Consider the following 13359-nt stretch of genomic DNA (forward strand, 5'->3'; position numbering starts at 1 on the left):
GGATGATTGATGACATGCTGTTCTTGGCCAAGGCTGATAATGGCCTGATCATCCCCGAGCAGGCCAGGATCGAACTGGCTGACGTAGTCTTCAAGCTGTTTGACTACTACCACCTTCTGGCCGAAGAACATGGCATTGAACTATCGCTCACAGGCACAGGCCAAGTGCTGGGAGATCGGCTGATGCTTGATCGTGCACTCTCCAACTTGCTGTCCAATGCACTGCGCTACACGCCGGCGGGACATACAATTTCGGTTTTGATCCGCGAGACAGCGGGCTCCACAACCTTCAGCATTGAGAACCCAGGGGACACAATCAGCTCAGAGCATCTAGAGAAGCTCTTCGACCGCTTTTACCGGGTTGACCCCGCTCGGCGGGAGGGAAGCCCGAGCAATGCCGGGCTCGGTCTTGCCATCACCCGCTCCATCATTGAGGCTCACAAAGGCCGCATCTGGTGTACTTCAGCGGCGGGTCTCACGGGCTTTCATATCGAATTCCCCCATCACCACTGTTGTCGGTCTGGCGGTAAGTCGGCTACTGCCAACCGCTAGCCCAACTTGGCTGGTGTTCCCAGTGCGCGGCTAGGTGCGGATCGGGGCCGCCGAAGGCGGTCTTATGGCAGTCCCTCGGGCCAGTTTGAGATATGTTGTAGCGCACTCAGCTGCCCAGGGAACACTCCTGTGCTCTCGACATAGCGCAATGCGGATTGACCATCGCTCCAGCCAACGTACTGCATCAGTGCTTTGAGATCCCAGCCGCTGCGGGTAGCCCAGGTGGCAAAACCGCGGCGCAGCGAGTGGCTACTGTACAGCTCCGCAGGCAGCCCTGCCGCCTGCAGGACGGCGCGCATGAGTGGGACAACGCTATTTGGGTGCAAACCCTGCTCACCTAAGTGCCCCCAGCGATCAACTCCACGGAAGACCGGCCCGCGCGCAATGCCCGCCAGGCTGATCCAGTCGACGTAGGCCTGTACCGGGCACAGCCTGGCCAGCGCCGGCGCGCTAAAGGTCTGGCCTTGGTTGTCCCGGTCACCTTTGCTCCAGGGTAGGAACAGTTGCATGCCCTCCCCAGGCCTTACCTGGATGTGCTCGACTCGTAGGCGGCACAACTCATCACTGCGGAACGCCCGCCAGAAGCCGATCAGGATCAACGCGCGGTCACGCCAACAGCGCAGCATCCGCGGCCAGTCGTCCTCGGCACGGGCCTGATCGCCAGTCCGCTCCAACCACAACACGCACTGCTCGAGCTGGCGCAGCTGCAAGGGTTCGGCCTGCTTCTCCTGACGCGGATGCAGCGTACGGATGCCTTTGAGGACCTGACGGACCAGTGGGGTCTTGGTTGGATCCGGAAAACCCTGGCTGACATGCCACTGCGCCAGGGCTGCCAGGCGCAGCTTGAGCGTGTTGCTGGACAGCGTGGCGGCGTGGTCGACCAGGTAGCGCACGATGGCATCGCTGGTCGCCGGCAAGAAGCCGCCCCAAGTCACCTCGAAGTGCTCAAGCGCCTGCTGGTAGCTGCGCCGCGTGTTGGCGCGGGTGCCGGCCTGCAGGTACCGCTCAATCTCCTGGCTCATCTGAGCGCACCCCCTTGGTGTACCGGTGAGCGACTGCCAAACGACGAAAATGGCGCTTCACCTTGGATAATTCGTGATTACCCAATTCTATATTATTGGTAGAAAATAAGGGAAATCCTTGATAAAGTGCTATGTATCTACATGGTATGTACCACAGAACGAAATCGTTAGGAGGCTCCGTCATGGCCCGTGGTGGAATCAACAAAGCTGTCGTGCAGAAAGCCAGGCATGCCCTCCTCGCCCGCGGCGCCCACCCCAGTATTGATGCGGTGCGCATCGAGCTGGGCAACACCGGTTCAAAGACCACCATTCACCGCTACCTGAAAGAGCTCGAAGACGCCGAGCGCGGCCGGGATGCGGCTTCGATCCCGCTCAGCGAACAGCTGGCCAATCTGGTCAGCCAACTGGCAGATCAGCTAGAGGAGGAGGCGCAGGCCGCTGTGGCCCTGGAGCGCGAACAACTGGCCCGCGAACGGCTCGATTACCAGCATCGGTTTCGACAGGCCGAAAGCCGCATCCAACAACTGGAAGGCCAGACCGCGCTCGACGCGGAACGGCTTCAGGCCACTCATCACGAGTTGCAGCAGGCACGCGAGCAACGGCAACAGGCCGAGATCGAGAACGCCCGCCTACAGCAGGCTAATCGTGACCTCGAGGAGCGGCACAAGGATCGCGACGCACAGATCCACTCGCTGGAGGAAAAACACCGACATGCGCGCGACACCCTGGAGCACTACCGACAGGCCAGCAAGGAACAGCGTGAGCAGGAACAACGCCGACACGAGTCGCAGGTACAACAACTGCAACTAGAACTGCGGCAACTGCAGCAGACCTTGATAATCAAGCAGGACGAGCTGACGCAACTGAACCGCGACAATGCACGCTTGCTCACCGAGGCGCGGCAGTTGCAAAAAGAGCGACATGCACAGCAACAGCTAGTGGCGCAGAAAACTCAGGCCCTGGAGGCTCTGCAGAGCACGCTGGCCGGCTCCGAACGCACGAATGAAGCCCTTGATCAGCGTTGTCGCACATTGCAGGAGGAGGTGTCCCGGCTGAGCGAAGCCTCCGCGCTTCAGGCGCAGCAGACGCAGGGCCTGCAGAAGCGCTTGGTCGAAGCCACTACACAGCTGAAGCTACTCGGGGCACCGCTTGCGAACAGCGATGGCGCATGTAGCACATGAACCGGCACACTGAGCCTATGCGCTGAGCGGAGGTGAAGATGACACTACTTGAGACTACCAATGAGGGGGCTGCGGAACCTGTCCGTTTGACTACGCCACTGGGCCAGGCCATTGGTAATCTGTTCGCCCGGGCCTTGCCGCTACTGGATGGCAATCCGCCAGGCTCGCTCAAAGTCTTCGTTTTCGGCGGCTGCGCGGTGCACCTGCTCACCCATGCGCGTGGTAGTGCGGACATCGATGCGGAGATCGAGGCGGCCCGCGTGCTGCGTAAGGACGAGATCATGGCCGTCTACACACCGCCAGAGGGTTATGAGGACGGCGACGGCCGCGACTTGCAGGTGTACCTGGACCAGAACTACACCAATGCCCTCGGGCCACTGCACGAGGACTACCGCGAGCGCGCCATCCCGATGGAGGGTTTCGAGGGTGAGCAGCCGCTGCATATCTTCGTTGCCGCCGGCGTGGATCTGGCCATCTCCAAGCTCGGCCGCTTTACGGAAAACGATCAATATGATATCGAACAGCTCATCGAATGTGGCCGTGTCGATGTCGGCCAGTTTGTTACACTGGCAACAGAGGCAATCGATTATGCCGTGGGCAACCGAAGCGCAATGCTAGGCTGCCTGAAACTGGTCATAGCGAAGTACCTGGAGGATGGGCGAGATGCCACGTCTGGATCGTAAACAAAGCTTTGGCACGCTCCTGGAGACTGTCACCCAGCAGCGTCTTAGCCAAGTTGCGTCCGATGCTCTTGTGGAGCTTGCCAAGCAGTTGTGGTACGAAGAGCGCGACCTCGTGCCAGTACTGCAGCGTGAAGTGGCAGGCAAGCTGCGCGAGCCTGAACAGAAGCTGCGTGCCCTCTATCTCGTCGACCTGCTGCGTCGCTTTCCCTGTGTATCAACGGACAAAGCCGCGCGCCTAAAAGGCTTTGTCAGCAGTTGGTCGAACCTGAAACCAGCAGAACGCTCACCTCGTGCGACCCAGCTTGTCTCTCGCTACCAACTCGACAAGCTGGCCTATGAATGGGGGCTTGAAGAGGACGTCAGCAAGCAGATGCAGGATGTCCTGGCTTTCCAAACCCGCCATTACGCCGCCACCCAGGGCGTGAAGACGGGCTATTCAGAGCCAACGCCCGTAAGCTAGCAGCAGGGCACGGCAAAATGGACGCGGAATGGCCAACTCAACAAATGACGACCAACGACTCGCTGATCTAACACGCGAGGCATTAGCCGACGTGAGCGAGGGTTTGGTGATCGATCACGCATTGGTCGAGACCTGGGCTCAGAGCCTTGATACCGACACCCCGGTGCCTTTGCCAACTCCAGATCGGCCTACTTAATTCGCAGCAGGCCGAACTGATCCTCAGCGGTATCAGGCTGAAGCCATTGCGCTAAGCGCGCCTTCGCTTGAGCAGGACTTCCATTCTGTTCGTTTAAATACAGCAAGTTACAGAACGAATGCACTAATTTTTGCCTCATCTCGGCATACCCCTGATTCCCCCCTTACCTCGGCATAACTTCAATCAGGCGTTCAGAGCCGATTCTATAATTGACTATAAAATCCTATAAAGCCCATCCTGAGTAACTTAGCGACGCTAGAAAGATATTTAAATACAATCAGTTGCAGCGCGTATGTCCTAATTTTCCTTTATCTCGGCATGACCCCCTCTATAGAAGTGGATGCAAGCACGCCCTCCGATGAGCAATGACATCATTACCATTCCGCCGCCCTCCTCGGCCTACAAAACGGCACACTCAGGATTTATCTTACATTTTTTGTAATTTACATTTTTTGTAAGCTACAATATCTGAAAGCCCCCACTTAAATGCGGAACTAGAGGCACAAAGTATTTCGATGATCAAAGAGCCTCTAGCGCGCGCCGAGCTACTCAAGACCCTGCTTCTCTGGGGTGGTCGGCTCGGCAACGCCCGTCTGCGTGAATTGCTGGGCATGAAAGTCACCCGCGTCAGCCAACTGATCAGTGAGTTTCATCATGCACACCCCGACTGGATGGAGTGGGATGCCATTTCACGTAGCTACAGAGCCACTCCAGCGGTCTACCGCAGCAAGTTTGAGGCAGCCGCGTCGCTGGGCCAGTATTTGTCACTGGTCGGCATCACGCACGCGAAAGGCGAGTCGTCTGACGAACGAACACTCTGGAATGCCTTTCCCGACCTGTCCGTGCCACCGCCGCGCATCTTTGCCCAGATCACCGAAGCTATCGAGCTGTCCCAGCAGTTGCAGATCAATTACCGATCCATGGGCAACCCCAAGCCGCATCCGCGCGTGATTTCACCGCACAGCGTGATACGCGCAGGCCGCCGCTGGCACGTCCGCGCATTCTGTGCAACACGGCAGGACTTTCGCGACTTTGCCCTGGGACGGATCGACTCTCCCTGTTTGCTGAGCAAGCCTAGTGAGCGATCCGCAGATGAAGACTTTTCCTGGCGCACCTTTCTCGACGTCCGCTTGGTTGCTCATCCAGCGTTGAATCAGGATCAGCAGGACATGATTCGTTTTGAATATTTCTCAAGTACCGCCGCCCGAGTTGAGCGCTGCCGCGCAGCCATGGTGGCGTATTTCATTCAGGACTTGCGGGCGGCCACCGATCCTTCCAAGCAGCTGCCTCCCGAGTACCAGTTGGCGGTGGAGAACATGGAGGAGCTACGACCATGGCTGTTCACGGTATAGGAGGTGTTGGATCAAAGCTGTTCGAAAGAATTCCGGATCGGCTATTCAGCCCACTAGCCTCTCCCAACCGGCATGAGTTCTGGGCGCTGCTCTGTCACCTGTACCGCCGCCGATTTGGACCCGATGCTCCGCTTCCGCCCAGTCATGGCTTCGTCCAGCGCGAAATACTCCAGGACATCGAGGACCACATCCGTTTTGCGCCGAAGTGGCAGCCTGAGGAAGGCGAAGACCCTGACCTGAGCGTGGACCAGCGAGCTTCCAACTACTTTCGCCGCCTTTTGCAAGCAGGCTGGTTTCGTACGGAAAAGTACGGACTAGCACAAACCGTATCGATGGCGCCTCCCGTCAGCCAGATGCTCAATCTGCTCATCGATTACGCCGAGAAAGATCCCGTTTTCGTGTCCGGGAAGATCAGCTCCATTGATGCATTGATTACCAAGGTCTTGCGGGAGAATGGCGGTGGCGATCTCTTTCGCGAAGCGGCTGAGCAATGTCGGAATCTACTGATCTACATCCGGACCACTGGCACCAATGTTCGAGACCTGATGGCGTCGATCGCCACCCAGGAAACCACCGCCGAGTACGCGCGGCAGTTCTTTCATAGCTACGTGGTCAATATGTTCATTGGGGACTACAAGGAATTACGTACCCAAGAGCATCCACTATCCAAACGCCCACAGATTCTGCAGGCGGTAGAGGAGCTTTCCTCGCAACCACAACATCGTGCCCGACTCATGGAGTGGTACACCACCCGTCTGGCCAACGGAGATCAAGCCAAGGCCGATGCGACATTTGAGCGAGACCTCCGGCGCTTGGAGGATCTTAACCGGGTTGAGGAATACCTGGAGCGGTTGGACGATGAGGTCAGAAGTGCTAACAAACGAGCGTTGATCGTTTTGCAGTATCGACTGCAGTCGATACGCCCGATTGACGATCTACTGCGCAATGCAATCGATGGCCTGCTCACTAGCGGCTTGGAGGGCGGTTTTGAGGGGCCTCCGGAAACGTGGCCTCAGGTTTTCGCGCCTGATGGATTGATGTCCGCTTCCAGGCTGGCGCCACCGCGCAAGGAAACACAACGCCAGCCTCCTTCTGCACTCCGCCAGGCAGTGCTCTCTGAACATACCCGTGCCGTTGGCAATCTGGTACGGCGTGCACAGGAGCGCAGACGCATCACCCCGGCAAAACTGCGGGCTTACGCCAAATCAGCCCTTGGCTCACAAGACAAGGTCAGCAGCCATGATCTGCCCGTGGAGAGCATCGAAAACCTGCGCGCCTACCAGAGCTTCAACAGCCTTGCCACAGCGTTGAAGTCAGGCATCGCCTCATCCGTCATGCAGGCTCGCCGACAGATCCCGGGGCTCGATGTGGTCCACGACGAAGACGGTTCCAGCCAGCACCCGTTCCTCTTGGCCCAGTCTTTTGAAATTCGCCTGCGCAAATCCACCCCAGTCCAGAAGAAGGATGAGCCATGAACAGCTACTGGCAGGATCTGGCGAGCAGCTCAAACGGATATTACGAAGAGGATGACTTCGCCGCAGCAGCCTACCGACTGGTGGCGGAGCAGGTGATCTATCACGCGGATCTTAAAAGTCGAAAAGCCTTCGGGATCATCGAGCAATACGAGCGGCACATCACCAAGGTCCTGGCGCCCCTGGGAATCGCCGTCGGTGTAGATCGTCAGCTGATGTTCGCCTATGCGATCCCGCAGCATCCTAGCCCTACTTCGGCAACGGTGCCGCAGACGTTGTTCGCCCTGGTGCTGCGTGGGCTTTACGAGGAAGGCATGCGGGCCGGCGAGATTGCGGATGAAAGCGGAGAAATCATCTGCGACTTCATCGAACTACAGGAAAAATATCGCTTGATGACCGGCCGCGAGCTCCCACCCAAAGGTGAACTTGAGTCTCTCATCCGTACCGCTCGCCGCTGGGGCATCGTACGGCGGCTGGAAGCCACTGACAGCCACCTCGCCGACCTACATGTTGATTCAGAGGATGGAGGCATCGCTATTCGCCCGGCAATCCGCGTCATTCTCGGGGAGTCCACTTTGCAGCAACTCGCGCTTTGGGGGACTTCAGGAAGCGCTACCGCCTCGTCAGCTGACGACAACCACTCAGACCAAACAGATCAGGACACTGCCAATGAAGCGCCTTGAGAGCATCAAGCTGATCCAGTTTCTGCTGTATGAGGACGAAGAGTTCCGCGTGGGGGAAACCAGTGGCATTTTCGGCCCAAATGGTAGTGGTAAAAGCTCAGCCCTAGACGCCGTACAGATTGCCATGTTCGGTGCGAACAGAAACCTGATGGCCTTCAATGCCCAAGCTGACTCTTCGGGCGTCAAACAGACGCGCACCCTGCGTTCCTATTGTCTCGGCCAATATGGGGATGACATCACCGAATGCGCACGCCCCAATGCGACCACCTACATCACCTTGACCTGGAGAAACCTCAATACAGGCGAACCCACCACCACCGGCATCTGTATTGAGGCCTCTCTCGATAGCGAAGATGCAAGGGTCGTGGGCCGTTATGTGGTCAACGGCGTTGAGTTGGCCATGACCGACCACCTGCAGGTTGTGGATGGAGATACTGCGCCCCTACCCTGGAGCAGTTTTCGTAGTCGTCTAATGGAGCGTGCGAAAATATCCGGGGAGAACCCTTTCTACGATGATCCCAGCAGCTTCACCAAGCAGATTCTCTTTGCACTGAGAGGTAAGAACGGCCAACCGTCCTACGATGCCTTCATCCGCGCCTTCCGCTTTGCGCTGCGGATGAAGTTCGATAAATCGGTGGATCAGATTGTTCGTAGCGACGTGCTGGAGAATCGTCCTACCAACATCAAAAAATTCAAAGCCATCGTCGATACCTTCAAGCACCTCAGCCAGCTGATTGAGACGGTCGAAAGGAAGATCGCCGACGGTAAACGGGTGGCCGATAGCTATTGCAAAACACAGACCAAATTACGCCAAGCGGCTTCATGGCGCGGCCTCGCGGCGATCGCCACAGAAGAGGAAGCGCAACTCGCGTGTGAAACCGCTCACGAAAGATTGGAGGCGGCTAAACAAACCGCCAAGCGGCTCAGGGCGACCAGTGAGAGGCTGGAGACGACACTGAGCACCACCGAGGAAGAACTCAAACACCTGACAGCACGCCAGCAACTTCATGCTGCGCACAAGGAAAATGCTGATGCTCAGCTGAACCAGGAAAGTGCGCGAAATCTGTTAACCAATCGTACTAGGGCGCTTCAAGAAGAGCTCAGGAAAGTTTGCGCAGCGCTTGTTACTGCTGCCCAATTGCCGCATCTGGCAGAGTATCAGGAACAGTTGCTGACTTTATCCGCCCGTGTCCACCCCCTCATTTCAACGCCTGGACTGGCACTGACGGAGGGCTTGCACTCGCCGTTACAGGACATGGCCACGGTAGGGAGCCAGATCAGTGCAACACTGCAGGCCATTCAGTTGGACCTGTCGAATCAGGCGAGCGAAATCAACGAACAAATCCAGGCACTTGAAAGTGCGTTGGAGCGGGCCAAACAAGGTAAAGCGCCGTTAAGCCCCGGGGTACAAACTCTTTTGAGAGAGTTGCTCGATGACGGACTGAACCCCGTTCCAGTCTGCGATCTAGTGAAGGTCACAGATCCTCGTTGGCAACCGGCAATCGAAGCTTATCTGGGTAAAAACATCGAGGCCCTGCTCCTACCACAAGAGCAGGAGCAGCGTGCGTTTGACATCTACCGAGAATTGAAGGGACGCAGGGCGATTTACGGAGTGAAGATTGTTCGAAGTACCCAGGTGAAAATGCCTTCGATGCACCAGAATGGCCTGGTCGCTGCACTGATCGAAGGTGAAAACCCTATTGCGTTGGCCTATCTACGTAGTCAGCTCGGTAATCTGAAACGCGCGGATGAAACCAGCGAAGCGCTCCAAAGTGATCGCACGCTCACCATGGATGGCATGTATGTCAGCCCACGGGACTTTGAACGCCTTAGACTCGATGATCAAAACCTACGCATCGGCTCCGGCACCCAAGGCCAAGCTGAGCGACTTCGGGCCGATATGGCGAAAGCCGCGCTCAACCTCCGACACATTCAGGATCGGATTACTGCTACCACGCAGGCATTGACAGGCACCGAGGGCTTCGCCAGTTCCGTGGCTAGCCGGCTGATCCTCAATCTGGCCACGGCGTACGACGAAGCTGTCCGGCAAAGCGAGTTGGCTGATCAACGTGTCGCCAACATTGCTGACGCCGAATACCTCGAAATCTGCGAACGCATTAAGACGCTGCAAGAGACCCTGGTCCGACTGAAAGGTGAGACGAAACATGCACTTGAAGTAGCGGTGGTGAGCGAGTCCCAGCTCCAAGGGTTGGACAGCACCTATCAGAGCAGCACAGTGCGGCTTCAGCAGTGTATTCAGTACAAGGAGCAATGCCGGCAGCACGAAGATTACGATGCCGATTTCGTTGCAAGCGAATGGGACAGACTCCTTGAGCGTTTCGACACGCCTGGCCCCATGGCCACCCACTGCCATACACAGTTCCAGCAGAGCGAGAAAGAAGGACAGAAGCAGGCTAATACTGCACGAAATGCCCTCTGGACCTACCTGCAGGAGCATCATGAAACCCTACCTGAAAGCGAACTTGAAGATTGGCGCATAGCCAAAATCTGGATCGACAGCCACGTTCAGAAGCTGGAAAACACCGAATTGCCAGAGCATAAGGCTCATGCCGAAGATGCCTATAGAGCTTCGCAGGAAACCTTTCGTCGAGATGTGGCGATTGCCCTGAACACCAATCTTGAGTTTCTTCGCCAAACATTCGAGCGGCTTAATGCGGCACTGCGTAGCACTCCACCATTCACAAATGGCGAGCGCTATCAATTCATGTACAAGGTCCGCCCTCACCTCAAGCCCTTGCTCGATTTCATAAGAAATGTGGCCGATTACGGCGTCGATGGCGGGCTCTTTGGTGATACCGGCGGTATCCCTCCTCAATTCGAGGAACTCCTGCGTGACAAGGTCGCTGTCGGTAATGCTGGCGGCAAGAGCCCTCTGGATGACTACCGCGAATTCTATGAATTCGATATTCGTATTGAGCAGGTGGATCCGGATGGCGTAACGACGAAAACCATCGGCCACCTGAGCAAACGGATCGGACCTGGATCAGGAGGAGAACATCGCGCACCACTGTATGTCATCGCGGGTGCCGGCCTGTGGTCCGCCTATCGCATGGATCACGGTACGAACGACGGTTTGAGGCTGATCATGCTGGACGAAGCTTTCGACAAGATGGACACCTCAAACATTGTGGCGACTATGAAGTATTTGCAGGAGCTCGGCCTGCAGGTATTGCTCGCAAGTCCAGGAGAGAACCTCGGCATCCTCAACGCATTCCTCGACAGCTACTTCGAGATTCAAAAAGACCCCGTACGCCATGCCGTTCAGGTTGATCGCGTTGAGGTGACTGAAGCGATGCGTGATCAGTTCCGCGAGGACCTGTGGGAGTTTCATCCTGAGCTGATCGAACAGGAGATCGCATCGATGCGGTCGCAAGCGCTGCCTGTATCAGCTGGCATCAACGGAGCCTCCCAATGACGCCAGAAGATATCGCCAACAAACTGCTATTCAAGCTTTTGAAGGCGGGTAACCAAGCAACCGCCGGTGTGCGTCAACGTCCTCCGGCGTTGACCGCGACACAGATCAAGCCGTACAGCTCGATCAGAAACTGGCACCAGAAGCAGCAATGCGAGGAAGTGTTCCTTGCTGCCCGGGACGTCGGAGCCATCAGCTTCGTGCGCGACAAACTGAATCCAGTAGATGGGCTGATCGAGCGCATTGACCTGATAGATACCCCTGCCCTTGCCCGATTTCTCAAGCAAACCACCCATGCAGAGATATTGGCCGAAGCCAAATCGCTCCTTGCACCGCATCTAGCGCAGCACGATGTGCTCGAACTAGTTATTGAAAGATGGTCACGGATGGCGAACGTCCGGGGATGGGGGCCTGACGCCGCTGCCGACTGGGTAGAAGCAATCATGGTCATCGACCATTGTGTCGGTGCGCAGAATGCGACCTTGTCTTCGGTGCGCGAAGTCAGCGCTCGCTTGCTTCGAAACAGCAAGCGGATCGAGCAACTTACTGTTCCATTGGATGTCTTGCTACAAGGTTCGCTGGAGGCCGCGGCCAGGACGCCGCCAGAGATTTGGCAAGAGCTCGGACTATTCAAAGAAGAGCAGCCGGTATTACTTGCAGGTAATGTAGATATCGTCAGGGGCCGTGTCACAGCAAGGCTCGACGAGCCTTATACCGGGCTTCCCGCCAGCACCATTCATGCCGCTTCAGGCACGATAGATGGTGTCCTTACCATCGAAAACCTAACCACGTTCCACAGTGAAGCCAAGCGACACTTTGATCACCCTACCCTGCTAATTTACACCGCCGGCATGCCGTCTCCAGCCTGGACGGCAATGTACCGCCGTATCCTTTCCAGCATTGAGATCGGCACCCCCATCCACCACTGGGGAGATGTCGACGAAGGGGGATTTCGGATAGCGGCCACACTGGCCAAGGTTTCGGCTCTGATGGGGCACAGCCTAAAACCTCATGCAATGCATCCTGACAACGTACCCTTTGAGCTCAGGAGGCCCGCCTCAAGACGAACTGCACAGCGAATGAAGTATTTTGCTGAGCAGGCAGGGTGGAGTGAACTGGGCGAGGCTGTATTGACCGCAGGGTTTACGGTGGAACAGGAAGCGTTGTAGCCGGGGCTATTCAGTGCTCGCAATCGGGCACGTTGCTAGGCACCCACTGCTGGAGGTCTCACATGCTACGCATTTCGGGCGAAGTAACTGAGCCCCGCGCGTCTTCCCTACAGAAACTCCTATGAGCTTCAACATTAATTCGGATTGACGGCATGAGGATCCTCCGTTACGATTTTCCCCAAGAATAACCCCCACGCCTCGGGCGAGATTTATCTCGTATTGCGCACCAGGGGGTTAGTTTTTTCCTCTATCCAGCTTTTCACCTTCTCTCCGGAACGGATCTTCCGCGTCCCATCCTCAAGCAGATATTGAAAATGGATGCGGATAGGCTCGCTCCACTCCTCAGAACGCTGCCGCAACCAACCAAAATAGCTAGGCACCCTCGCCGCATCACTGTGCATTCCAATCCAAATGTTGGCGAACGATCCCTCGTCGATCGGCCCGTTGCCAGCAGGCCACAGATGAACACAATACGGCAGCTTCAGAAGCAGGCCGAGAAAAGCAAACATTGCCATGCGGATGTTACCGGAGTGCTCGCCGGGATCTAGGCATAAAAAAGGCTCACAGCCTGAGTCTATTGGCAGCGAAGAACTAAGCGTACTCCAGGACTTGATACACAGAATTTGCGCGATGTCAGGAAGTGGATCGCCAGGATAAACTCGTTTTTTGCCAATGATTGCCAGAAGGTCACTTAGAAATCTCTCCATCTCGGCGAGACCAACCTCTGCTCCATCTACAAGGAAAGTACCGCGCTGAACAGACTGCTGGTACCACTTCTGAAACTCCAGTGCCATAAGCAGCAGCACCTTAAATGAGTCACGGCTCAAGTTTTGCCGTCTCTGAATGTACGAACTGAGCACCCACCCGCCATAGGGCATCAGCGCCTGATTCTTGCGAATCATAGAATGTAGAGCCTTTGGTGCCGAGGTACTCTCTTCTTCAAGCAGAAGGCAGCCGTGCACCGGACAGACATTGAACCACCAGTAGAACCAAGTGCCCCTCGCCGTAGGCTGTCGATTTAATCGAAAGTTGCGGATTTCGGTGAACGTGACCGCTCATTTCGCTAACAACGTGACCGGTGGCTTCACCCGATTGCGCGGGGTTTAAATTCTAACCGCATCGGTCACGATGCGGCTTCTTCCTCCGTGTTTTTCCTC

11 protein-coding genes are annotated in these 13359 nt (G+C 56.5%); 9 read left to right on the forward strand and 2 right to left on the reverse strand.

Going from position 1 to position 13359, the window contains the following annotated elements; all coding sequences use genetic code 11:
- Positions 1-551 (forward strand): ATP-binding protein (locus HBN63_RS20730; protein ID WP_170050726.1); only part of this gene is annotated, 551 nt, incomplete at its 5' end.
- 62 nt (positions 552-613) lie between these two features.
- On the opposite strand, the gene HBN63_RS20735 is transcribed toward HBN63_RS20730, so the two are convergent.
- Complete coding sequence (locus HBN63_RS20735; RefSeq protein ID WP_074937805.1) at positions 614-1573, reverse strand: site-specific integrase; 960 nt, start codon at positions 1571-1573, stop codon at positions 614-616.
- A 182-nt stretch (positions 1574-1755) separates the two neighbouring features.
- Between HBN63_RS20735 and HBN63_RS20740 the strand changes: the two genes are divergently transcribed.
- The 8 genes from HBN63_RS20740 (at position 1756) to HBN63_RS20775 (ending at position 12202) form a co-directional block, all read left to right on the forward strand.
- On the forward strand, positions 1756-2754 hold the full coding sequence (locus tag HBN63_RS20740) for a DNA-binding protein (protein WP_170050727.1): 999 nt from the start codon (positions 1756-1758) through the stop codon (positions 2752-2754).
- 38 nt (positions 2755-2792) lie between these two features.
- On the forward strand, positions 2793-3437 hold the full coding sequence (locus HBN63_RS20745; RefSeq protein ID WP_003117289.1) for a DUF6036 family nucleotidyltransferase: 645 nt from the start codon (positions 2793-2795) through the stop codon (positions 3435-3437).
- The gene (locus tag HBN63_RS20750; RefSeq protein WP_004374702.1) at positions 3418-3897 is read left to right on the forward strand and encodes a hypothetical protein; all 480 of its coding nucleotides are present in this window, start codon (positions 3418-3420) and stop codon (positions 3895-3897) included. Before HBN63_RS20745 ends, HBN63_RS20750 begins: the two co-directional genes overlap by 20 nt.
- A gap of 711 nt (positions 3898-4608) precedes the next feature.
- On the forward strand, positions 4609-5445 hold the full coding sequence (locus HBN63_RS20755; RefSeq protein ID WP_052351310.1) for a WYL domain-containing protein: 837 nt from the start codon (positions 4609-4611) through the stop codon (positions 5443-5445).
- Positions 5427-6920 carry a Wadjet anti-phage system protein JetA family protein gene (locus HBN63_RS20760; RefSeq protein WP_170050728.1) on the forward strand — a complete coding sequence of 498 codons (1494 nt, stop codon included), beginning with the start codon at positions 5427-5429 and terminating at the stop codon, positions 6918-6920. Before HBN63_RS20755 ends, HBN63_RS20760 begins: the two co-directional genes overlap by 19 nt.
- Positions 6917-7600, forward strand: a complete 684-nt coding sequence (locus HBN63_RS20765) for a DUF4194 domain-containing protein (protein WP_170050729.1) — start codon at positions 6917-6919, stop codon at positions 7598-7600. The genes HBN63_RS20760 and HBN63_RS20765 overlap by 4 nt, the downstream gene beginning before the upstream one ends.
- Positions 7587-11036 (forward strand): SbcC/MukB-like Walker B domain-containing protein, encoded by a 3450-nt coding sequence (locus HBN63_RS20770; RefSeq protein ID WP_170050730.1) that lies wholly within the window; start codon positions 7587-7589, stop codon positions 11034-11036. The genes HBN63_RS20765 and HBN63_RS20770 overlap by 14 nt, the downstream gene beginning before the upstream one ends.
- Positions 11033-12202, forward strand: coding sequence for a Wadjet anti-phage system protein JetD domain-containing protein (locus HBN63_RS20775; RefSeq protein ID WP_084342476.1), 1170 nt, complete (start codon positions 11033-11035; stop codon positions 12200-12202). The genes HBN63_RS20770 and HBN63_RS20775 overlap by 4 nt, the downstream gene beginning before the upstream one ends.
- A 209-nt stretch (positions 12203-12411) precedes the next feature.
- Here HBN63_RS20775 and HBN63_RS20780 read toward each other — a convergent pair whose 3' ends face one another.
- A complete protein-coding gene (locus HBN63_RS20780) occupies positions 12412-13104 on the reverse strand; it encodes a hypothetical protein (RefSeq protein ID WP_170050731.1) in 693 nt (230 codons plus the stop codon).
- Positions 13105-13359 lie beyond the last annotated feature (255 nt).

The organism is Pseudomonas sp. WS 5011 (assembly GCF_012985775.1).
In the GTDB taxonomy this organism is placed as follows: domain Bacteria; phylum Pseudomonadota; class Gammaproteobacteria; order Pseudomonadales; family Pseudomonadaceae; genus Aquipseudomonas; species Aquipseudomonas peli.

What these genes read in the sequence shown, in the direction of transcription:
- HBN63_RS20735 (WP_074937805.1), bottom strand. Translation starts at nt 1,573, where the DNA reads ATGAGCCAGGAGATTGAGCGGTACCTGCAGGCCGGCACCCGCGCCAAC.
- HBN63_RS20740 (WP_170050727.1), top strand. Translation starts at nt 1,756, where the DNA reads ATGGCCCGTGGTGGAATCAACAAAGCTGTCGTGCAGAAAGCCAGGCAT.
- HBN63_RS20745 (WP_003117289.1), top strand. Translation starts at nt 2,793, where the DNA reads ATGACACTACTTGAGACTACCAATGAGGGGGCTGCGGAACCTGTCCGT.
- HBN63_RS20750 (WP_004374702.1), top strand. Translation starts at nt 3,418, where the DNA reads ATGCCACGTCTGGATCGTAAACAAAGCTTTGGCACGCTCCTGGAGACT.
- HBN63_RS20755 (WP_052351310.1), top strand. Translation starts at nt 4,609, where the DNA reads ATGATCAAAGAGCCTCTAGCGCGCGCCGAGCTACTCAAGACCCTGCTT.
- HBN63_RS20760 (WP_170050728.1), top strand. Translation starts at nt 5,427, where the DNA reads ATGGCTGTTCACGGTATAGGAGGTGTTGGATCAAAGCTGTTCGAAAGA.
- HBN63_RS20765 (WP_170050729.1), top strand. Translation starts at nt 6,917, where the DNA reads ATGAACAGCTACTGGCAGGATCTGGCGAGCAGCTCAAACGGATATTAC.
- HBN63_RS20770 (WP_170050730.1), top strand. Translation starts at nt 7,587, where the DNA reads ATGAAGCGCCTTGAGAGCATCAAGCTGATCCAGTTTCTGCTGTATGAG.
- HBN63_RS20775 (WP_084342476.1), top strand. Translation starts at nt 11,033, where the DNA reads ATGACGCCAGAAGATATCGCCAACAAACTGCTATTCAAGCTTTTGAAG.
- HBN63_RS20780 (WP_170050731.1), bottom strand. Translation starts at nt 13,104, where the DNA reads ATGATTCGCAAGAATCAGGCGCTGATGCCCTATGGCGGGTGGGTGCTC.